Genomic DNA, 19,641 nt, shown 5'->3' on the forward strand with positions numbered 1-19,641 from the left:
GGCCGGCGGCGTCGGGCGCTGCGGCCGGCGGCGTCGGGCGCTGCTCGCGCGGCGGGGGTGCTGGCGGGGCCGGACGATCAGGGGCTGGAATACAGGCCGATGTGAGCATCAGCGCAATCAGCGCAGACGTGGTCGAGCAACGGTTCAGCAATGCCATGCCGACCTGTTAGCAGCCTTGGACCGGCTTGCCACCCCGCCGCGCCGCTGCCGTCACAAAAAGCATGGTGGATCAGGATCGCGACCGGAAAACCGACCGCCAGCGATATCCTTATGCCGGCCGCAGCTCCGTAATTCCGGCCATATAGGGCTGCAGGACCTTGGGTATCCGTACCGATCCGTCCGCCTGCTGATAATTTTCCAGCACCGCGACCAGCGTGCGGCCGACCGCCAGCCCCGAGCCGTTGAGCGTATGCACGAAGCGGGTTCCCTTCGCTTCACCCGAGGGCCGGTAGCGGGCGTTCATCCGCCGTGCCTGGAAGTCGCCGCAATTCGAGATGCTGCTGATCTCGCGGTAACGCGCCTGTCCCGGCAGCCAGACCTCCAGATCGAAGGTCTTGCGCGCCGTAAAGCCCATGTCGCCGGTGCACAGCAACATTCGGCGATAGGGAAGCTCCAGTGCTTCCAGGATCGCCTCGGCCGCCTTGGTCATCTCCTCATGGATCGCTTCCGACTGCTCGGGGGCCGCGATCGCCACCAGCTCGACCTTTTCGAACTGATGCTGGCGGATCAGCCCGCGCGTATCGCGTCCTGCCGCGCCTGCTTCGGAGCGGAAGCACTGGGTCAGAGCGGTGAGTTTGAGCGGCAATTCCGCCTCGCCGAGGATCTGCTCGCGCACCATGTTGGTGAGGCTGACTTCGGCCGTGGGAATGAGCCAGCGGCCGTCGGTTGTCTGGAACAGGTCTTCTGCGAATTTGGGAAGCTGCCCGGTGCCGAACATCGCCTCGTCGCGCACCAGCAGCGGAGGGATGACTTCGGTGAAGCCGCGGGCGGTCTGGCAATCGAGCATGAACGCGCCCAACGCGCGCTGCAGCCGCGCCATGCCGCCTTTGAGAACGGCGAAGCGCGCGCCCGAGATCAGCGCGGCGGCTTCGAAATCGAGTCCGAGTGGTCCGGCGAAGTCGGGATGCTCGCGCGCAGGGAAGTCGAAGCTGGGCGGGATTCCCCAACGGTGCTGCTCGACATTGCCGTCCTCGTCGCTTCCTTCCGGAATGCCGTCCGCGGGCAGGTTGGGGATGGCCGCCAGCGCAGCGTTGAGCGCCTGCTCGACCTCGCTGCCCTCGGCGTCGAGAGCGGGCATCTTTTCCTTGAGGATGGCGACCTCGGCCATCAGCGCCGACGCGGTTGCCTCATCCTTCTGGGCCTTGGCCTGGCCGATCGCCTTCGATGCTTCGTTGCGGCGACCCTGGGCCGACTGCAACGCCGTGGCGATGGCGCGGCGGCGCTCGTCGAGCGCCAGCAGCGCGCCCGAGGCTGGCGCCGCGCCACGGCGGGCGAGAGCTGCGTCGAAGCTGGTGGGGTCGTCGCGGATCAGGCGGATATCATGCATTGCCGCCCTATGGCCTCGAAGCAATATCCGCGCAACCGCCACGGGAGCGGAACCGAAAGCGACAAGGCGGGTCGATGTTGCATGGCCTCGCGACAGCGAGTCGCACTCCGGCCTGCTTGCAGCGCATTTAATCGAAACGGGAGGGAACCTATCCTCGCGTGTCGCGTCACTTTGCATATGTGTCTCTCGAATCACATAAGGAGTATGGATGTGACATTACGAACGGCTTTTCTGGCTGCGGCATTGCTTGCGGGCGCGGCTGCGCCGGTCTTGGCACAGGCAACGAGTGCAGCGCCTGCCGCCGCGGCTACCGTGACGACTGGAGCAGCGGTAACCGATGCCAATGGCGGTGCGGTTGGTACGATCGCCTCGGTGAACGGCGACATCGCGGTAATCGATACCGGCACGGTGAAGGCGAGCGTCCCGACCTCATCCTTTGCCAAGGGTGACAAAGGCTTGCTGCTCGGCATGACCAAAGTCGAACTGGAGGCAGCCGCGCAGGGCGCGGTGGCAAGCCAGCAGCAGCAGTTTTTGGCTTCCTTGAAGCCGGGCACCGTCGTGACCGATCAGAATGGCGGCGCGGTCGGCACGATCGAGGCTGTCGAAGGTGATCTGGTGACTGTCGCCACGCCGAACGCTAAGGCCAAGCTGCCCAAGAGCGCGATCGCCGCCGGCCCGAAGGGCGCAGTGATCGGCATGACCCAGGCTCAGCTTGAAGCGGCCGCGAAAGGAGCAGGCTCTCCGGCCGGGTGATCGCGACTGACAGCCCTGAAAATTCGACGCCCGCACATAGCTCCGCGCTTGTGTGCGGGCGTGGCGCTGTCTATAGGCCCGCGGGCGGCAACCGTGACGGCTAAGGAGCCGGGCTGTAGCCGAACGATAGGGCGGAGAGTCGCATGGCATCGTCGCTGAGTGACGTGTATAATGGTCGGGAACCCGTGAACGTGGCTGCAGATCTCGACGGTTACAGGCCTTCACCCGACGAACCTTTCATGAATGACCGCCAGTTGGCGTATTTCAAGACCAAGCTGCTCGGCTGGAAGGATTCGATCCTCAAGGAATCGGCTGGCACGCTTCAGCAACTCCAGGTCGATTCGCTGCGGGAGCCCGATCTTACCGACCGTGCGTCGAGTGAAACCGACTGGTCGATCGAGCTCCGCACCCGTGATCGCCAGCGCAAGCTCATCTCGAAGATCGAGGCTGCGCTACGGCGTATCGAAGAGGGCGAATATGGCTATTGCGAAGTGACCGGGGAACCCATTTCCCTCGGCCGTCTCGAAGCCCGTCCAATCGCTACCATGACGGTCGAGGCGCAAGAGCGCCACGAGCGCAACGAAAAGGTCAGCCGCGAGGAGTGAACCCCTCGCCTGTTGTTCACCCGCCAAATTCTGGCGGCGAGGGCTTCCATTGCGAGTCGATATCCGGGCTGCGGACTTCCGGGCAGGCCACTGACGTCCCCAAATCGACCTGCCGCAGCGCGTTGCGACGATTCAGGCGATGATATCCGGGATCAGCATGTCCTCGAGCAAAGCGATCTCGTCCTTCAGCCGCAGCTTGCGCTTCTTGATACGGGCGATCTGGAGCTGATCGATCGCTGGGGCGGCCAGCAGCGCCTCGATCGCGGCGTCGAGGTCGCCATGCTCCTGCTTGAGGATTTCGATTCGTCGCGCAATGACTTCACTGTCCAATCGACTCGCTCCAAACCCATACCAAGCGAAATGATTCTAGCGGTATAGCGGGGCTGCGCTCAAGCCCGTCGAAAGCCGACGCGCCGCTGCGGAACCAGGATTCGCGCGTGCCGCGGCCAGTCGTGTTCAAGTTCGGACGAGGCTTTTTTTTGGACGAGACAGCCGCTCGGAATCATGTTTTATTGGAGAGCCCAGTCGGAGATGAAAGGAGACAGTCTTGATGTTGACTACCCATTCTTCCGCAATGCTCGCCAAGCACGCCGGCATTGAAGCCCGTATCGCGGCGGAGTCGCGACGGCCAGCGCCCGATACCGTGCTCATCAGCGAGCTGAAGAAGCAGAAACTCCGAATTAAAGAGGCGCTTGCCCGCCTCTGAACAACGCCAGCTCGGGGATTGAGGGTCAGTCGATCCTCAATCCAGGCCGGCGGACCTTCCCGATATCGACGATCTTGCGCAGATGCTCGTCCGGGGCAGCGGCGGTGGGTCGGCGCGCTTTTTTCGGATCGATGGCTTCGGCGAAGGTAATGCCGATTCGCCCGCCACGTACCCAGACGATCTCTCCCGAGACGATGCCGACACCGCGCAGGCCGACCTCGACGCTCGCGCCAAGGTCGTAATTCACCTGCGCGTCCGCCATCAGCCCGGTCGACGACAGATTGCGCACTCGAATCGATTGCGTCTGGCGCGCATAGTCGCCCGCCGCCTTGATTGTCCCCATCAGCAGCAGTGAATCGCGCTGCCGCGTCCGCTTGCCGGGCAGGGCGCCGTCCTGTTCGATGGCGTCGGACATGAATTTCCCTCGGTTGTAACAGACCGCGGGATTAGACACCCGATTGATTGACGGCGAGTTAAACAGGGCCGCTAGCCCCCGATTACCTTTCCGTGCCGGCTGCAGCCTACCGCTCGATGCACATGGCGATGCCCATGCCGCCGCCGATGCATAGCGTGACGAGGCCTTTCTTCGCATCCCGCCGTGCCATTTCGTAGAGGAGCGTCGTCAGCACCCGTGCGCCCGAGGCGCCGATCGGATGGCCGATCGCAATCGCCCCGCCGTTGACGTTGACGATATCGCTGTTCCAGCCGAGTTCCTTGCCAACGGCGAGCGCCTGGGCCGCGAACGCCTCATTGGCCTCGATCAGGTCGAGGTCCGACAGCTTCCATCCCGCCTTTTCCAGCGCGAGCTTCGACGCGGGTGCAGGGCCGATGCCCATGACCGACGGATCCACGCCGCAGGTAGCCCAGCTCGCGATCCGCCCGAGCACGGGGCTACCGCGCGCCGCCGCATCTTCGGCGGTCATCAATACCAGCGCGGCGGCGCCGTCATTGAGGCCACTGGCATTGGCTGCGGTGACGGTGCCGTCCTTCTTGAAGGCGGGCTTGAGGCCCGACATGGCGTCTATGGTCGCGCCGAGCCGGATATACTCGTCGCGGTCGACGATCGTCTCGCCTTTACGGCTTTTCACTGCGACGCCGGCGATTTCGTCATTGAACCGCCCTGCTGCCTGCGCGGCTTCGGCCTTGTTCTGGCTGCCCAACGAGAACTCATCCTGTTCGGCACGGCTGATCTGATATTTCTCGGCCAGGTTCTCTGCTGTTATGCCCATATGATAGCCGTTGAACACGTCCGTCAGGCCGTCATGGACCATCGTGTCGACCAGCGAGCTGTTGCCCAGCTTCGTCCCGGCGCGAAGATTCTGCGCGTGGGCGGATCGCGACATGCTCTCCTGGCCGCCAGCGACCACCACCCGCGCATCGCCGCAGCGGATCGACTGGGCCGCGAGCGCAACGGCACGGAGGCCCGATCCACAGACCTGGTTTATGCCGAATGCGGTTGCCTCCTTGGGGATGCCGGCGTTCATCGCCGCTTGCCGTGCCGGATTCTGACCCTGACCGGCCGTCAGCACCTGACCCAGGATGGCTTCCTGGACATCGATTCCCTCGACGCCGGCTTGCGCAAGCGCTGCCTGGATTGCGACACGGCCGAGTTCGTGGGCCGGCATCGTCGCGAATGCACCGAGGAAGCTGCCGACTGCAGTGCGCTTAGCACCCGTGATGACGATATCGCTCATTAGTCGCTCCTCTCATTTGTGCATGTGCGAATGGCCGGCATGAACCAAAGGTGCCTGTCGCACTGAATAATCCGCGCGTCTCCTATCAGGATTTTTGCACCTGCGAAAGCCATGTGACCAAACGGCTCCACAGCGAATCGGGGGCCTTGCGGCCCACGATCATTCCCACATGTCCCTCCGCCAGGGCGACCCGTTCGCCGCCGGCCCAGGCGCTTTCCGCCGGCGTAATCCGATCGGTGGTGGAGGCGATGTTGAGCACCGGCACATCGAGCGCAGCGGGATTGATGATGCGGCCGCCGATCCGCCACAGGCCGCGGCCGCTGACGTTCTTCACCATCAGGTCTTCCATCAATTCGCGGCCCGCGGCGAGCGACATGGGCGGGCCGTCATTGGCCCAGTCTTCGACCGCCACATAATTCTGCCCCTCCGCGCTTGAAGGGTCCTTGTCGGCGAAATTCTCGAATTTGGCGACGGTGCGGGCCGGATCGATCCGCCAGAAAATTTGCTGCAGGATCTCAGCGGGGAACAGGCCTAAGGCGCGGGCGACAGGTTCGGCGGCCGCCCACAATTGCTGCAGGTCGTTTCGCGTCTGCGAAGGGAAACCACAGAAATCCCAAGGCGCCGCAATAAGGACGAGCGCCTTTGGTGGCCTGAGCACGGCAGCGGCGATGCTCATCGTTCCGCCGAGGCAATATCCCGCCAGGGCGGCGTCATCGCCGATCATGTCGAGCGCAGGCAGGACATAGCGTTCGACATGCCCGCCTACATCGAGATCCCGTTCGTCAGCATCGGGACAGCCCCAGTCAAGCAGCACGGGGTTCAGGCCGCAGCCCGCGAGCCCGCGCATCATCGAGTTTTCCGTGGTCAGATCAAGGATATCCGAACCATTGATCAGGGAGGGAACGAACAGCACGGGCCGTCCTTGTGCGCCAAAGCTGCGCAGCGAGACCCGGCCTATCCGGCCGATAATGGTAGGCGCGGCCGTCCGCGGCGTCCGCGGGGCGGTCTGGTACGACTTCAGCCCGGCCAAGGCCCTGCGCATTCTCGTCACGTCGCCCGCGGTTTCGTTGCGCAACATGTCGAGGAACAGCGGAAGCGGGCGCGGCCTGTGTTGCAGCGCGGCATGATTCGATGCTATGCTGCACGTGGATTTGGTTGGCAGGTGGGGTATCATGGCGAAATCATCGGACGGTTCAGGTACGGTCATCATCAAGAAATACGCCAACCGCCGCCTATATAATACGGAAACTTCGAGCTACATTACGCTCGATCATCTCGCCGCGATGACACGCGAGGGGCGCGATTTCAAGGTAATCGATGCCAAGACCGAAGAGGACATTACCCATAATGTCCTGACCCAGATCATCATGGAAGAAGAAACCCGCGGCCAGACGATGCTGCCCGTCAGTTTTCTGCGTCAACTGATCTCGCTCTATGGCGACTCCATGCAATCGATGGTGCCGCAATATCTCGAAGCATCGATGGACGCGTTCCGCCGTAACCAGACCCAGTTCCGCCAGGCGATGGAAGGCGCGTTTGCCGGCGGTCCTTTCGCCGAGATCGCCAAGCGTAACATGGAGATGTTCGAAGCGGCCGCGAGCGCGTTCAAGCCGAAGGGTGGTGCCGCTGGCGCCGCGACGGCCCCCGGCACGCCGCCGCCCACGCAGCCGCGCAATGAGGTGGAGCAGCTCAAGGCCCAGCTCGCGGCCATGCAGGAACAGATCGACAGGCTCAAATAGCGGCAGCCACCCCAGGCGGGCGGGGCTGCACCGCGACAGGGATGACATCGGCAGAGAGCAGCCGGTCGCTGCCCGCGAGGCCCGGCCGCTGCGCTAGCCCGCCCGACGGAGGCGGGCGATCAGTGTCCGCGCAGTTCCTTCAGCAGCGCCGGCGCAGGATAGACTTTGGTGAGCGCTTCCTGGACTGCGCCGGTCGAGACCACGACCGTGCGGTTGACGCTGGCATCATAGCCATAGGCGCCCCCCAGCGAATGGATGTTGCCGTCGAAGGCAGCCCCGATCACCGAGCCATCCGCCGCGATCACCGGCGAGCCGGAATTCCCTCCGATGATGTCGTTGGTGGTGACGAAGTTGATGACGCGCATCTTGTCGATCCTGCTTTCGGCCGCCGCCCATTTTGGCGGAAGGTCGAACGGCACTGACCCAGTCGCCCGTTCGTAAAGACCCCCGAAGACCGTGCGATCGGGTACCGTCTGGCCCTGGTAGGTCCAGCCCTGCACCGAACCATAGCTGATCCGCAGCGTGAAGGTCGCATCGGGATAGATGGCATCGCCATAGGCCGCGAAGCGGGCGAGCGAGAGCCGCGACTGCGCCGCCGTGACCGGCGCGTCATATTCGGCGCGGTAGCGCTGCAGCACGGCGCGAGCATCGGCATCGGTTGCGAGGACGAACCTGATCAACGGGTCGTCCGAGGCCTGTACCGCCGCCAGTCCACCATCGAGCAACGCCTTGCGCACCGCCGGATCGGCCAGCTTGGTGCCCGATACCAGCCGCTTGGCCAGCGCCTCGGGAGATTCCTTGCCGAGCAGCCGCTTGACCGCTGGAGCGTCGACCGTCAGGTGCTCGCGCGCCTTGGATAGCCATGTTCCGATCTCGAGCTCTTCGAGCCAGGGATAGAAGGGGCGCTCGTCGATCAGTTCCTTTTCCAGCAGCGGAAGGCGTGCGTCGCCATATTCCGGCAGCCGGTCCGCATTGGGCTTGGCGCGTTCCTGTGCCGCTCGGACGATGCGGCGCGCGTCGTAGAGAAGGTCCGAGATGGTGGCCCGGCGTTCGAGCCAGGTATAATCGTCGTAGAAGGTGCGATAGGCGGCGACAGCGTTGGCGACCTCGCTCCAAGGATCGCCGACCTTGGCGTTCAGTGCGGGATCGGTGCCGACCTTCGCGCGCAATGCCTGTTCGCTGGCCGCGAGCTTTCCCGAGAAGCCGCTATCCAGCAGCGCCTGCCATTGACCACAATAGGCCTTGTAGCTGTTTTCGAAGCCGAACAGCTGGTCCGATCCGGTGCGCGCCTTTTCGTCGTCGGTCGCCATCGCGCTGATCAGCCGACCACGCAGCTCGGACAGCAGCAGCTCGGTCGCGGGGAGGGCGGTGTCGCGCTGGAAAGCCATCTGCGCCTGGGTGTAGAGCCGCTGCGTGCTGCCCGGATTGCCGACGACATAGGTCAGCTCGCCGGCCTTGGGCGCCTGCGCGTTCCACGTCAGATGCGCCTTGGTCGCTACCGGCTTGCCATTCTCGTACAGGCGCAGGAACGCGGCATCGACATCGTAGCGCGGGAAGTTGAAATTATCGGGATCGCCGCCGAAGAAGGCTGCCTGGAATTCCGGCGCATAGACCAGCCGCACATCGGAATATTTGCGGTAGCGGTAAAGCTTGTACTGCCCGCCGCCGAACAGGGTTACGACCTGGCAGCGCTCGCGCGCCGCATCGGTGCAGCTCTGTTTTTCGATCGTCGAGATCGCGGCGTCGCGCGCCTTGGTGAACTCCGCGCCGCTGGACGTGCCGATCGCGTTCTGGACTTCGGGGGTAACATCGCTGATCGACGTCACAATCTCCGCCTGCTGGCCCGGGCATTTCAGCTCCTTGGGCTTGTCGGCGGCGACGAAGCCGTTCTTCATCAGGTCGTTGCCCGCCGTCGACAGCGCCTGGGCGCAATCCACGACGCAATGGTTGTTGGTAAGCACCAGCCCCTGCAGCGAGACCACCGAGGCCGAGCATCCGCCGGTCAGCCGCACCGCCGATTGCCGGACCCGATCGAGCCACGCCTGATCCGGCGCGGTGCCATAGGCCGACTTCACTTTCGCGGCGGGAAAGGCATCGAAGGTCCACATGCCTTCGTCGGCATGCGCGGCGAAGGGGGAGAGGGCGATGATGGCGGTGGCCGCAAGCAGGCTATGACGCATGGAGTTGCTCCGTGATATCGATGTGCTCCTTATCGTCACGTCCTTGTCCGATTGCCAAGCCCACCCTAATACCCAGCCATGACCGATCTCGCCGAGTTGCCCGACGACAGCATCCGCAACACTCCTTTCGATAGTGCCCTATCCGATCGCTATCTCGTTTATGCGCTGTCGACGATCACCGCGCGTTCGCTGCCGGATGTTCGCGATGGGCTGAAACCGGTCCATCGCCGGCTGCTCTGGGCGATGCGGCTGCTGCGGCTCGATCCCGCGTCAGGCTACAAGAAATGCGCCCGCGTCGTTGGCGACGTGATCGGCAAATATCATCCGCACGGCGACCAGTCGGTCTACGACGCGATGGTCCGCCTCGCCCAGACTTTCTCGCTGCGCTATCCGCTGGTCGACGGGCAGGGCAATTTTGGCAATGTCGACGGGGATAATGCCGCGGCGATGCGCTACACCGAGGCGCGGCTGACAGCGGCGGCCGGCGAGCTGATGGCCGGCCTCGATGAAGGCACCGTCGATTTTCGCCCGACCTATAATGGCGAGGAGGAAGAGCCGGAGATCTTCCCGGGCCTGTTTCCCAACCTGCTCGCCAATGGCGCCAGCGGGATCGCGGTCGGCATGGCCACGTCAATCCCGCCGCACAACGTCGCCGAGCTCGTCGATGCCGCGGTGCATCTGATCGACAAGCCCGAGGCCGAGACGGCCGAGTTGATGCAGTTCGTGCAGGGCCCGGACTTCCCGACCGGTGGCGTGCTGGTCGACAGCGCTGCGTCGATCGCCGACGCCTATGCTAGCGGGCGCGGCGCATTCCGCGTTCGCGCGCTGATCGAGAAGGTCGACGAGAAGGGCGGTGGATGGCACCTCGTCGTCCAGCAGATCCCTTTCCAGGTTCAGAAGTCGAAGTTGATCGAGCAGATTGCTGAACTCATCAACGACAAGAAACTGCCGATCCTGGCAGACGTTCGTGACGAGAGCGACGAGAATATCCGCATCATCCTCGAGCCGCGCAGTCGCACTGTCGATGCCGGTATGTTGATGGAAAGCCTGTTCCGGCTCACCGACTTGGAGGTGCGCGTCCCGCTGAACCTCAACGTGCTGGATGAGAATCGCACGCCGGGCGTGATGAGTCTCAAGGCGGCGCTTGCTGCGTGGCTCAAGCACCAGTTCGACGTGCTGGTTCGCCGGTCCAGGCATCGGCTTGCGAAGATCGCCGATCGGATAGAGCTGCTAGACGGCTATCTCGTCGCCTATCTCAACCTCGATCGCGTGATCCAGATCATCCGCGAGGAGGACGAGCCCAAGCCGGTGATGATCGCCGAATTCGGGCTAAGCGATCGCCAGGCCGAGGCGATCCTGAACATGCGGCTGCGCAGCCTGCGACGGCTCGAGGAATATGAGATCAAGAAGGAGCGCGACACGCTCGATGCCGAGGGCAAGGGGCTGGAGGCGCTTATCGAGAGCCCCGCGCGCCAGCGGACCCGGATGAAGCGCGACCTGATCGCGTTGCGCGACCGCTATGGGCCCGACACCCCGCTGGGCGTGCGTAGGACGACTCTGTCGGAAGCGGGGCCGGCGCGCGAAATCCCGCTCGAGGCGATGGTCGAGCGTGAACCGGTGACGGTGATCCTGTCGCAGCGCGGCTGGATTCGGGCGATGAAGGGCCATGTCGATGATGCCGCGCTTGCAGCGGTGAAGTTCAAGGAGGGTGACGGTCCGGCCTATGCGGTCCGGGCGCAGACTACCGATCGTATCCTGCTCGCTACCGACCAGGGCCGCTTTTACACGCTGCCTGCCGACAGGTTGCCGGGTGGCCGCGGTTTCGGAGAACCGGTGCGCCTGTTCGCCGACGTGGAGGCCGATGGGCGGATCGCGGCACTGCTGGTGGCAAAGCCCGGGGTCGAGTTGCTGCTCGCCTCGGCCGAGGGCAAGGGCTTCGTCGTGGACATGGCCGACGTCACCGCCGAAACCCGCAAGGGCAAACAGGTCGTCAACCTGCGTGAGGGCGGGCGCCTCAAGGTGATCCACCAGATCGGCCAAGCTGACGATTATGTCGCCGCGATCGGCGACAATCGCAAGATGGTCGTATTTCCCTTGGCCGAACTGCCACGCATGTCGCGTGGCCAGGGCGTGACCATCCAGCGCTACAAGGATGGCGGGCTTTCCGATGCGATCAGCTTCAAACTGGACGCCGGACTGAGCTGGACAATGGGTGGTGACAGCGGGCGGACGCGGAGCGAAAGCGATCTCACCCCGTGGCGCGCGGCGCGTGGTGCTGCTGGGCGAATGCCGCCCATAGGATTTCCCCGAGACAATCGTTTCGGCTGAGACTGCTTCTAAGCCTTTCGAAAGAGTGCGTTAACCCTGCGCTGCTAATGCGGTCAGACCATGCGGGCGGCCAAAACCGAGATCATCAAGACTCCCGAGCGGATCGAAGACCGCTCGCCATTGTCTTCGCACATGCTGCCCGTGGCGCTGCAGGAACTGCTCGCTACGCCGCGGACAGCCGCGCAGCAGGAGTTCATCGATACGCTCCCGATCGCCATCGCACTGATCGGTCTGGTCGACAAAAAACCTTTGATCCTTGCAAGAAACGTCGCATTTCTGCAGCTTTCGCAACGCCGTGGGGGATTGCCGGAAGCTGATGCGGCGCTCGATCTCTGCGCCGGCATCGCCTTGCCGCTCATGGCCGAACTTGCCGCCTTCCTCCATTCGGACGAGCGCGACCGGTCGCTCGACATGCAGGAAGGCGACGGAATCAGCGGCCGTCATTTCGCGGTTCGGCTGTCGCGGCTGTCGGTCGGCGAATCACCTGTTCCCCGCTGCATCATATCGCTGATCGATCGCACCCAGCAGGTCGAAGGGGAGCGGTCGCTGCGTTCGCAGATGATGCGCGACAGCCTGACGGGGCTTCCCAATAGGGCAGCATTTGCCGAGCATGTCGAGCATTCGATGGCGAACTTCGAGGCCGAAGGTCGTCAGTTCGCGGTGCTGCTGATCGACCTCACTCGCTTCAGCCGGGTCAATGAGGGTGTCGGTTCGCTCGCAGGAGATGAACTGATCATCACCGTCGCGCGCAGGCTGATCTCCGCACTTCGCGCAGGCGACCTGCTGGCGCGTCTGGCCGGTGATGAGTTTGCGGTATTGCTCAGCGTGGCTGACGATTCGTCTGAGGCGATGCGCGCGGCCCGCCGCATGATGGCGTGTCTCTCGACTCCGATCCGCCTCGGCGATCTCGAGATCAAGATCGACTGCGCGGTCGGCGTTGCGATGATGTCCACGACGATCGAAACGGTCGAGGACCTGATCCGCAACGCCCAGTTCGCGATGAAGCGAGCCAAGCATTCTGGCCGTGCCGAGATCTATCAGGCTTGCGACAGCACGGCGGCACGCCAGCGCTTCAGCCTGGAAACCGAATTGCGCCGCGCGATCGAGCGTGATCAGCTCCAGCTGGCGTATCAGCCGCTGATCGACCTTCACAGCAGCCAGGTCATAGGGTTCGAGGCTCTAGCGCGGTGGGACCACCCCGAAAAGGGTTGGATCTCGCCGTCCGAGTTCATTCCGGTGGCCGAAGAGTCGGGGCTGATCGTTCCGCTTGGCCGCTGGGCGCTACGCGCGGCGACCCGTGCGCTCGCCGAATGGGACCGGAAGGCGGGCGCCCCGCTGGCTGTCCACATGGCGGTGAACGTCTCCGCGGTGCAGTTCCACCGCGACGATGTCGTTGCAGCAATCAATGCTGCGCTGATGGAGAGCGGAGTCGCTGGCAACCGGCTGAAAATCGAGCTGACCGAAAGCTGCATCGTCGGTGATCCGGATCGCATCGCCAATATTCTTCGCGCGATCCATGACCTCGACGTGTTGATCGCGATGGACGATTTCGGCACGGGCTATTCGAGCCTCGCCTATCTTCAGAAGCTGCCGATCGACGTGCTCAAGATCGATCGCAGCTTCATCGCGCCGATGCTGCACGATCGCGACTCTGTGGCTATCGTGCGCGCCGTACTGGGCCTCGCGTCCGCGCTCGGCATGACCACCACGGCGGAAGGTGTCGAAACCCAGGAACTGGTCGAGACGCTGATCGGGCTGGGCTGCGACGTGGCACAAGGCTATTATTTTGCGCGGCCGCTCAAGGCCGACGATGCCTATGCCTATCTCTCCGCCCGCAGGGCCTGACGGACTTCCTCGGCGGCGATAGCCGCGACGCGCGCATTGTCGGGAAATTGCTCTGCCATCCAGCGCCGTTCGATCGCTTGCAGCGTCGCCGCGACACCTGGACCGGCGCGCAACCCCATCGCGATGAGATCGCCGCCGCCGATCGGAAGGCGGGGTCGCACCCAGCCGCGCAGCTGATCCAGGCCGAGCTCGTCCAGATCACGATCGCTGCGCAGCAGGATGTCGCTCGCGACTTCGGGGCCGAACCGGTAGGCGAGGTTGCCTGGCGTGGTACCGTCGTCCGACACAGCCTGCTCGAGGCGCCGCGCGGCAGTCTTCGAGAGCTTGAGCCGGCGGGCGATCGACGAGGCGATCACGGCATCCTGCGGCAGTAGCGCCCCCAATCGCCGCAACGGATCGCCGGCCACGCCCGCCGCCAGCTCGCGCGCGGTCAATCGGGTCAGCCGGTCCACGCCTTGCCGATCGACCTCCGGGACGATCGGCCTGAGAATTCCATTGTCGACCATCAGCCGGACCGTAGGGGCGGGATTTTCGCCGCCGAGCAACTTGAGCAACTCGTCGGCAATGCGTTCACGGGAAAGCGCCATCAGGTCGTTGGCGCGGGCGATGCAAGCGGCCAATGCTGCGGGATCGGGGTCGCCGGCACCGAAGCGCTCATGGAAGCGAAACAGCCGCAGGATACGGAGATGATCCTCGGCGATCCTTTGCAGGGGATCGCCGATGAAGCGGACTAGTCGCTTGGCGAGATCGTCGAGGCCACCGAAATAATCGTAGACCGTACCGGTCTGCGGGTCCGCCGAGAGCGCGTTGATCGTGAAGTCGCGTCGCGCGGCGTCTTCGCGCCATTCGTCGGTGAAGGCCACGGTCGCGCGACGTCCGTCGGTGGCGACGTCGCGGCGCAGCGTCGTCACCTCGACGGGTCCGGAGGGCAGGAGGGCGGTGACCGTGCCATGGGCTATGCCGGTCGGGATCGGCTTGAACCCCGCGGCGGCAATTCGACGCATGCTTTCCTCCGGGAGGAGCCGGGTCGCGCAATCGATGTCCTTGACTGGCAGGCCCAGCAACGTGTCCCGCACGGCGCCGCCGACAAAGCGGACTAGCGCTTCGTCGCCACCCATCGCTGCTATGAGGGCGTCCAGCCCCGCATTGCGCCGCCATGCCGCATCCGGCAGCGATGTCATGACGGCGAGCCGATCGCAGCGCGCAGCCGTGGCGCGAAGTCCACGATCAGGCCGGCCGTGACACCCCAGATTCGTTCGTGCGGCCAATCGATCTCGTAATAATGGTGTTCGATACCGTTGAAGACGGTCGATTTTCGCAGATGACTTGCCTCCGCGAGCAGAATGTCCAGCGGCACTTCGAACAGCCCGGCCACCTCTGCTTCATGTGGCCGCAGCTCCAGGCCTTCCGGGATTACGGCTATCACCGGCGTTATGAGGTAGCCTGTCCTTGTCACATGCGATCGGGTGGTGCCGACGATCTCAACCTGCTCGGGGGGGAGGCCCACCTCTTCCCAAGCTTCGCGCAGCGCCGCCGCTATCGGGCCTTCGTCGTTCGGATCGATTCGTCCGCCCGGAAAAGCGACCTGCCCCGCATGCGCACGCAGCCCGGCATCGCGCACGGTCATCAGCACGCGCGGCTGCGGGGCATCGATGATCGGTACCAGCACGGCAGCGTGCGACAGAGATGAGAGATCCTGTACCTGCTCCCCGATCCAGCCCGGAGCATGGCCGTCGCGCTCCGGGTGGGCGGCCAGGCTGTAGCGCAGCCGATCGGCGAGACTGCTCACTGCGCCTCCAGAACGAAAAACTCGCCTGCGCTCCAGATGCCCACCGGCTCGCTGCTCTCGTCCAACGCAATGTTGGCCAGCTCATAATAGACGGGACGGGCGATCAGGGCATCGAGGCCTTTTCGTACCCGGACATAGGGATGCGGCCCATCCGAGCGTTCGACCACTCGAAGCGGGTGCTCGGCGTCGGCGATGACAAGATCCCCGGTGTTCAGCCGGAACGCCAGCCGGCGATCGGGACCGGCTCCCTCGGCCTTCATCTCCACGGCGACGAAGGGTGCGTCATCGACGAGGATCGACAGCTTCTCGGCGGGCGTGACCAGCACGTAGCTATCATCCGGTTCACGCCGCAATATCGTCGAGAACAGGCGCACCATCGCGGGCCGGCCGATCGGCGAGCCTTCGTGGAACCAGGTGCCATCGCTTGCGATTCGCATGTGGCTGTCGCCGCAATGAGCGGGGTGCCAGCGGTCCACCGGCGGCAGACGGTTTTCCGCGCCAAGTGCGGCGATGTCGCTCAGCGACAGGCCGGCCAGATCGGGTGGTGGATGGCTCTCGGGCATGTTGGGCGATGTGCCGTCAATCGCAGCCCTGCACAAGGGGGCGATCGCAACCGGCGATGGCGTTCCGGAGGCGGCCTATTGCGCGGTTCTCGCGGTTTTCTGCAAACCGGGCACTGGCCCATACCGAGGGCCGAGGGCCGCGTGGCTGGGCACGGTCTGGCCCGGGCGCAGCCGTGCCAGCAGCCGATCGCGATCGACTGGACCCGGCAGCGTCCAACCCCGCGTGTGACGCGCGGAGAAGCCGAAGAACCGGTCATAATAGATCGCGTCGCCGATCAGCATCATCGGCTCGCGATCGTCGGCGTCTGCACGGGCAAGAGCCGCTTCGACCAGCTTGCGCCCGATCCCGTCGCGCTGGCGGTCGGGATGAACCGCGACGGGCCCTACCAGGGTCAGTGGCGTTACGTCGCCATTGCTCTCGGTCAGTTGCACAGGCCAGCACTGGATCAATCCCGTCAGCACGCCATCCTCGATCGCCGCGAAGCTGAGTTCCGGGATCGGCTCGGCGGCGTCGCGCAGGCGGTAGGCAGTGCGCTGCCGGCGCCCGGGGCCGAAGGCGAGGTCGAGCAGGGCGTCGATATCGGAGGTGCTAACCGACGCAATGGGTACGAGCTTGATCAATGTAGCCGGGATCCTGGGTCTGACAGGGGCGGCGTTTAAGGTCCAAAGCCGGCCGCCGCAATAACGGTGATCGCGGCCCGGCAGAAGCAGGCCGCCGTTCCGGTGAGATCGTGTTTTCCCCATCTTCTGTGGATAGCTTGTGGATAAGCCCGGGAGAGCGGGCGCTTCGAAGCCGGATCATATCATGGTCGTTCGGCTTGCCCGATTTTCGGGCAGCGCCTATCGAATGCCACCATGACACCCGAGTTCGGCCCCCGCAGGACCGCGATCGTCACCGGTGCTGCAAGGCGGATCGGTGCGGAAATCGCCAAGGCGCTCTTCGCGGACCGCTGGGACATCTTGATCCATTACCGCGACTCGGAGGCAGAGGCGCAGGCGCTCGCCGCCAGTTTGCCCGGAGCGCGGACCGTTCAGGCTGACCTTGCCGCGGCCGACGGGGCCGAGCGCGTCATAGCAGCGCTGGAAGGCATGCCGCCGCCCGCCCTGCTGGTGAACAGCGCGTCGGCCTTCGTCTATGATGCGCTGGACGATTTCTCGATCGAGAACTGGGACATGCATATGGCCGCCAACGTGCGCGGACCGGCTCTGCTGTCGCGGGCATTCGCCGCAGTCGTGCCGGCAGGTGCGGGCGGACTGATCGTCAACATGCTGGATGCGAAGCTATCCCAGCCGAACCCCGACTTCTTCTCCTACACCGTTTCGAAGATGGCATTCGCCGGCTTCAGCGAATTGCTGGCCCGCAGCCTGGCCGGTCGAGGCATACGGGTGAATGCCATCGCACCGGCAGTCACGCTCGTCTCCGGTCCGCAAAGCCGGGAAAATTTCGAAATGGTTCATAGCATGAATGCGCTTGGGCGAGGCGTGGAGGTCGGCGAGATCGTCGCCGCTCTGCGATTCCTGATCGCGGTGCCGACGATCACTGGACAAACGATCACGCTCGACGGGGGGCAGCGCTTCCTGGGCCTGCCACGCGACGTCCAGTTCATGGAGCTCTGATGGATATTGCCTCGCTCGACGGCCTCGTGCCCGAACACCTGTTGCCGCGTACACGGCGGATCATATTGCGCGATTTGGCGGTGCCGGTGGATATCGGCTTTCACGATTTCGAAGTCGGCAACCCGCAGCGCGTGTTCGTTACCGTGGAGCTATGGCTGGACGACGACAGTTTTGCTGCGGTCGACGATGTCGCCGCTGCCTGGGATTACGACTTCCTCCGATCGGAGATTCTGCGGCTCGTGGAGGGCCGACGTTACAACCTGCAGGAAACGCTCGTTCGCGAAATTTATGCGCTGGTCGCGGCGCGCGCAGGAGTTCGGGGCCTGCGGATCGCGACAAGCAAGCCGGATGTATACCCCGACTGCAGGGCGGTGGGAGTGGAGCTGAGCTCCTTCTGATTCTCCCGAACATGCAGCAGCGCAGAGGGAGTAGCTCATCATTTTCCGATGGTTCGGTCGCAGGTGCCGAGCTGCTCCCGCACGAAGCCATAGTCCTCGCGGACTGCCGCGGCGTCTCCTTCCGACAGCGCTGCAACACTCGTATCGGGAAGGCGCGAAGGCAGGAAGCAGGCGAGCCGATACCACAGCAGGCTGTCCTTGGCCGGCGCGCGGGCGCTGTCATCGACCATTTCACCTAGCGCTACCGCCCATTGCGGCTGCTCCGCCGGGCGCCGCAGGATCGACAACGAGATCGGCCGGTTGTCCCGGGTGGTGAGAAAAATTTGAGATTCGCTTTCGCCGGGAATCGCACCGGGTACGTGGAAGGCGCTTCCGATCCCTGTGACGATCGGCGGCGCAGCGGGTGAAATTGCCTCCGTCAGGATCGCTCTAAGCCGCGATTCGTATGTTTGCGTCCAGTCGAGCTGTGAATAAGGCGAAGTGAGCCGGAGCTCGAGGGGGCGCCCGGGAACGCGGTCTGCGAACAGGATGAACCGGCCTTTCTTCAACTTTGGGGGCCTGCCTCCGGCATCGAGCGGTACATCGACGATATAACTGACCGTGCCGGGCATACCATCGACGCCCCGGAGAAGAATCATCGTGGTCGCCTGAACAAGAAATCGGGCTCGACCGGCAGCCAGTCCGGGCGCCAAGGCGCCTTTCAGTCGCTCCGATTTGACCACTGAAACACCTGCCACAATCGGCGCCGTCAATGCCAGATCGGCCAGGTCAACGTAGGAAAGGCCCGTATTTACGGGGCGGAAAGGCGATGCCGACGCGCTTGGCTGTGCCACTGCCGGCATGATTGGAAGCGCCACGCAAGCAGTCGCTAAAGCAAAGGCCATGCCAAAACTGGTCCGGCGGCGGCGGTCATCCAGCAGATCCATCAGTGCGATCCTCGTTTCCGCATGTTCACCCCTCTCAATAGCGGCGAAGCAGTGGGGGAGGAATGCCCGAAAACCAAGCTCCATGGCGTTTCGCTTATTGCGTCGGGCGAACTGTCGCGATAAGGACACACCTCCGCTAAATATCAAATCAAGTTGTGGCGGGTAGGGGCCGGGCACCAATGGATCGCCGTTGGTGAATTTCCGGCCTTTTGCAGGCTTATGGATTGGAGGGAGTGTCGTTCCTTAATGGCTTATGCTGATCAATCGATGAGCACCCGCAAGGCGGTGTCGATCGCGCTGGTGATTCTGCTTCATGCGATCATCGGGTACGCGTTCGTCACCGGGCTTGCGTATAACGTCGTCAAGAAGGTGGCTCGCGACCTGAAAACCTTTGACGTTGATGAAGAGGCTCCTCCGCCCCCGGATAAGCCGCCGCCCCCGCCCCCTGAAACGAAGATCGAGCCGCCGCCCGTCGTGGCGCCGCCGCCGATCGTTCAGGTGCAGGCGCCGGTCGCTCCGACTATCGTGAATGTTCCGGTCGCTCCGCCGCCGGTAATCCACGCAACTGCGCCGCCGGCTCCGCCGACCATCGCGCCCGTGCGTGCAACGCCGAAGGGGAACTTCCAGTCCCTGATGTCCACTGATGACTATCCTTCGGCTTCGCTGCGCGCGAACGAAGAGGGCACGGTGGCCTATAGGCTCGATGTCGGCGTCGACGGCAAGGTTACCGGATGTACGGTCACGTCCAGCAGCGGCTTCCCGCGGCTCGATCAGACGTCCTGCACGCTGCTCCAGCGGCGTGGGCGGTTCAATCCGGGCAAGGACTCGTCGGGCAACCCGACCACGAGCGTGTACAATGGTCGGTTCACCTGGAGAATTCCGAAGGATTGACCTTCCGGCGGAGCGGGTCCTCGCGACCGGCTCCGCCTGACACCCATTGCAGAGACAGTTT

Annotated in this window: 20 protein-coding genes; 9 read left to right on the top strand and 11 right to left on the bottom strand. The window is 64.1% G+C overall.

What is annotated here, in order from left to right; all coding sequences use genetic code 11:
- Nucleotides 1-268 precede the first annotated feature (268 nt).
- A complete protein-coding gene (gene serS, locus AC1DPF_RS16245; protein ID WP_477962384.1) occupies nt 269-1,546 on the bottom strand; it encodes a serine--tRNA ligase in 1,278 nt (425 codons plus the stop codon).
- A gap of 372 nt (nt 1,547-1,918) precedes the next feature.
- Here serS and AC1DPF_RS16250 point away from each other — a divergent pair, with 372 nt between their 5' ends.
- Together AC1DPF_RS16250 and dksA are read left to right on the top strand one after the other, a co-directional pair.
- Nucleotides 1,919-2,299 (top strand): preprotein translocase subunit YajC, encoded by a 381-nt coding sequence (locus AC1DPF_RS16250; protein WP_477866101.1) that lies wholly within the window; start codon nt 1,919-1,921, stop codon nt 2,297-2,299.
- Nucleotides 2,300-2,442: 143 nt separating this feature from the next.
- The gene (gene dksA, locus AC1DPF_RS16255; protein WP_477866103.1) at nt 2,443-2,904 is read left to right on the top strand and encodes an RNA polymerase-binding protein DksA; all 462 of its coding nucleotides are present in this window, start codon (nt 2,443-2,445) and stop codon (nt 2,902-2,904) included.
- A 132-nt stretch (nt 2,905-3,036) separates the two neighbouring features.
- On the opposite strand, the gene AC1DPF_RS16260 is transcribed toward dksA, so the two are convergent.
- Nucleotides 3,037-3,234, bottom strand: coding sequence for a YdcH family protein (locus AC1DPF_RS16260; protein WP_477866105.1), 198 nt, complete (start codon nt 3,232-3,234; stop codon nt 3,037-3,039).
- A gap of 220 nt (nt 3,235-3,454) precedes the next feature.
- Between AC1DPF_RS16260 and AC1DPF_RS16265 the strand changes: the two genes are divergently transcribed.
- Complete coding sequence (locus AC1DPF_RS16265; protein ID WP_477866943.1) at nt 3,455-3,610, top strand: YdcH family protein; 156 nt, start codon at nt 3,455-3,457, stop codon at nt 3,608-3,610.
- 25 nt (nt 3,611-3,635) lie between these two features.
- Here AC1DPF_RS16265 and AC1DPF_RS16270 read toward each other — a convergent pair whose 3' ends face one another.
- From AC1DPF_RS16270 to AC1DPF_RS16280, 3 genes are all read right to left on the bottom strand, one after another.
- Nucleotides 3,636-4,025: a PilZ domain-containing protein gene (locus AC1DPF_RS16270; protein ID WP_477866107.1), complete on the bottom strand. Its 390-nt coding sequence runs from the start codon at nt 4,023-4,025 to the stop codon at nt 3,636-3,638.
- A gap of 106 nt (nt 4,026-4,131) precedes the next feature.
- Nucleotides 4,132-5,304: an acetyl-CoA C-acetyltransferase gene (locus tag AC1DPF_RS16275; RefSeq protein ID WP_477866109.1), complete on the bottom strand. Its 1,173-nt coding sequence runs from the start codon at nt 5,302-5,304 to the stop codon at nt 4,132-4,134.
- A gap of 85 nt (nt 5,305-5,389) precedes the next feature.
- Nucleotides 5,390-6,382, bottom strand: a complete 993-nt coding sequence (locus AC1DPF_RS16280) for an alpha/beta fold hydrolase (RefSeq protein ID WP_477866111.1) — start codon at nt 6,380-6,382, stop codon at nt 5,390-5,392.
- A gap of 94 nt (nt 6,383-6,476) precedes the next feature.
- Here AC1DPF_RS16280 and phaR point away from each other — a divergent pair, with 94 nt between their 5' ends.
- The gene (gene phaR, locus AC1DPF_RS16285) at nt 6,477-7,043 is read left to right on the top strand and encodes a polyhydroxyalkanoate synthesis repressor PhaR (protein WP_477866945.1); all 567 of its coding nucleotides are present in this window, start codon (nt 6,477-6,479) and stop codon (nt 7,041-7,043) included.
- A gap of 119 nt (nt 7,044-7,162) precedes the next feature.
- Here the strand turns inward: phaR and AC1DPF_RS16290 are convergent, their stop codons facing one another.
- Nucleotides 7,163-9,223 carry a S46 family peptidase gene (locus AC1DPF_RS16290; protein ID WP_477962386.1) on the bottom strand — a complete coding sequence of 687 codons (2,061 nt, stop codon included), beginning with the start codon at nt 9,221-9,223 and terminating at the stop codon, nt 7,163-7,165.
- Nucleotides 9,224-9,301: 78 nt separating this feature from the next.
- Here AC1DPF_RS16290 and parC point away from each other — a divergent pair, with 78 nt between their 5' ends.
- Nucleotides 9,302-11,551 carry a DNA topoisomerase IV subunit A gene (gene parC / locus AC1DPF_RS16295; protein ID WP_477866115.1) on the top strand — a complete coding sequence of 750 codons (2,250 nt, stop codon included), beginning with the start codon at nt 9,302-9,304 and terminating at the stop codon, nt 11,549-11,551.
- A 60-nt stretch (nt 11,552-11,611) separates the two neighbouring features.
- Nucleotides 11,612-13,396 (top strand): putative bifunctional diguanylate cyclase/phosphodiesterase, encoded by a 1,785-nt coding sequence (locus tag AC1DPF_RS16300; protein WP_477866117.1) that lies wholly within the window; start codon nt 11,612-11,614, stop codon nt 13,394-13,396.
- On the opposite strand, the gene AC1DPF_RS16305 is transcribed toward AC1DPF_RS16300, so the two are convergent.
- From AC1DPF_RS16305 to AC1DPF_RS16320, 4 genes are all read right to left on the bottom strand, one after another.
- A complete protein-coding gene (locus tag AC1DPF_RS16305) occupies nt 13,372-14,577 on the bottom strand; it encodes a CCA tRNA nucleotidyltransferase (RefSeq protein ID WP_477866119.1) in 1,206 nt (401 codons plus the stop codon). The two genes, AC1DPF_RS16300 and AC1DPF_RS16305, sit on opposite strands and share 25 nt — an antisense overlap.
- Nucleotides 14,574-15,185: a CoA pyrophosphatase gene (locus AC1DPF_RS16310; RefSeq protein ID WP_477866121.1), complete on the bottom strand. Its 612-nt coding sequence runs from the start codon at nt 15,183-15,185 to the stop codon at nt 14,574-14,576. The genes AC1DPF_RS16305 and AC1DPF_RS16310 overlap by 4 nt, the downstream gene beginning before the upstream one ends.
- The gene (locus tag AC1DPF_RS16315; RefSeq protein ID WP_477866123.1) at nt 15,182-15,748 is read right to left on the bottom strand and encodes a DUF1285 domain-containing protein; all 567 of its coding nucleotides are present in this window, start codon (nt 15,746-15,748) and stop codon (nt 15,182-15,184) included. The genes AC1DPF_RS16310 and AC1DPF_RS16315 overlap by 4 nt, the downstream gene beginning before the upstream one ends.
- Nucleotides 15,749-15,823: 75 nt before the next feature.
- Nucleotides 15,824-16,369, bottom strand: a complete 546-nt coding sequence (locus AC1DPF_RS16320; protein ID WP_477866125.1) for a GNAT family N-acetyltransferase — start codon at nt 16,367-16,369, stop codon at nt 15,824-15,826.
- A 234-nt stretch (nt 16,370-16,603) separates the two neighbouring features.
- Between AC1DPF_RS16320 and AC1DPF_RS16325 the strand changes: the two genes are divergently transcribed.
- The gene (locus tag AC1DPF_RS16325) at nt 16,604-17,365 is read left to right on the top strand and encodes an SDR family oxidoreductase (RefSeq protein WP_477866127.1); all 762 of its coding nucleotides are present in this window, start codon (nt 16,604-16,606) and stop codon (nt 17,363-17,365) included.
- Nucleotides 17,365-17,763: a dihydroneopterin aldolase gene (locus AC1DPF_RS16330; RefSeq protein ID WP_477866129.1), complete on the top strand. Its 399-nt coding sequence runs from the start codon at nt 17,365-17,367 to the stop codon at nt 17,761-17,763. The genes AC1DPF_RS16325 and AC1DPF_RS16330 overlap by 1 nt, the downstream gene beginning before the upstream one ends.
- 38 nt (nt 17,764-17,801) lie before the next feature.
- On the opposite strand, the gene AC1DPF_RS16335 is transcribed toward AC1DPF_RS16330, so the two are convergent.
- A complete protein-coding gene (locus tag AC1DPF_RS16335) occupies nt 17,802-18,689 on the bottom strand; it encodes a hypothetical protein (RefSeq protein ID WP_477866131.1) in 888 nt (295 codons plus the stop codon).
- A 246-nt stretch (nt 18,690-18,935) separates the two neighbouring features.
- Here AC1DPF_RS16335 and AC1DPF_RS16340 point away from each other — a divergent pair, with 246 nt between their 5' ends.
- Nucleotides 18,936-19,580, top strand: coding sequence for an energy transducer TonB (locus tag AC1DPF_RS16340; RefSeq protein WP_477866133.1), 645 nt, complete (start codon nt 18,936-18,938; stop codon nt 19,578-19,580).
- Nucleotides 19,581-19,641: the final 61 nt, after the last annotated feature.

The organism is Rhizorhabdus sp. P4_G6 (assembly GCF_056401045.1).

Excerpts from the sequence above, each read along its gene's own strand:
- AC1DPF_RS16270 (WP_477866107.1), bottom strand. The coding sequence starts at position 4,025 with ATGTCCGACGCCATCGAACAGGACGGCGCCCTGCCCGGCAAGCGGACG.
- AC1DPF_RS16265 (WP_477866943.1), top strand. The coding sequence starts at position 3,455 with ATGTTGACTACCCATTCTTCCGCAATGCTCGCCAAGCACGCCGGCATT.
- AC1DPF_RS16300 (WP_477866117.1), top strand. The coding sequence starts at position 11,612 with ATGCGGGCGGCCAAAACCGAGATCATCAAGACTCCCGAGCGGATCGAA.
- AC1DPF_RS16325 (WP_477866127.1), top strand. The coding sequence starts at position 16,604 with ATGACACCCGAGTTCGGCCCCCGCAGGACCGCGATCGTCACCGGTGCT.
- phaR (WP_477866945.1), top strand. The coding sequence starts at position 6,477 with ATGGCGAAATCATCGGACGGTTCAGGTACGGTCATCATCAAGAAATAC.
- AC1DPF_RS16275 (WP_477866109.1), bottom strand. The coding sequence starts at position 5,304 with ATGAGCGATATCGTCATCACGGGTGCTAAGCGCACTGCAGTCGGCAGC.
- AC1DPF_RS16315 (WP_477866123.1), bottom strand. The coding sequence starts at position 15,748 with ATGCCCGAGAGCCATCCACCACCCGATCTGGCCGGCCTGTCGCTGAGC.
- AC1DPF_RS16340 (WP_477866133.1), top strand. The coding sequence starts at position 18,936 with ATGGCTTATGCTGATCAATCGATGAGCACCCGCAAGGCGGTGTCGATC.
- dksA (WP_477866103.1), top strand. The coding sequence starts at position 2,443 with ATGGCATCGTCGCTGAGTGACGTGTATAATGGTCGGGAACCCGTGAAC.
- AC1DPF_RS16330 (WP_477866129.1), top strand. The coding sequence starts at position 17,365 with ATGGATATTGCCTCGCTCGACGGCCTCGTGCCCGAACACCTGTTGCCG.
- AC1DPF_RS16280 (WP_477866111.1), bottom strand. The coding sequence starts at position 6,382 with ATGTTGCGCAACGAAACCGCGGGCGACGTGACGAGAATGCGCAGGGCC.
- AC1DPF_RS16290 (WP_477962386.1), bottom strand. The coding sequence starts at position 9,223 with ATGCGTCATAGCCTGCTTGCGGCCACCGCCATCATCGCCCTCTCCCCC.
- AC1DPF_RS16305 (WP_477866119.1), bottom strand. The coding sequence starts at position 14,577 with ATGACATCGCTGCCGGATGCGGCATGGCGGCGCAATGCGGGGCTGGAC.
- parC (WP_477866115.1), top strand. The coding sequence starts at position 9,302 with ATGACCGATCTCGCCGAGTTGCCCGACGACAGCATCCGCAACACTCCT.
- AC1DPF_RS16335 (WP_477866131.1), bottom strand. The coding sequence starts at position 18,689 with ATGGATCTGCTGGATGACCGCCGCCGCCGGACCAGTTTTGGCATGGCC.
- serS (WP_477962384.1), bottom strand. The coding sequence starts at position 1,546 with ATGCATGATATCCGCCTGATCCGCGACGACCCCACCAGCTTCGACGCA.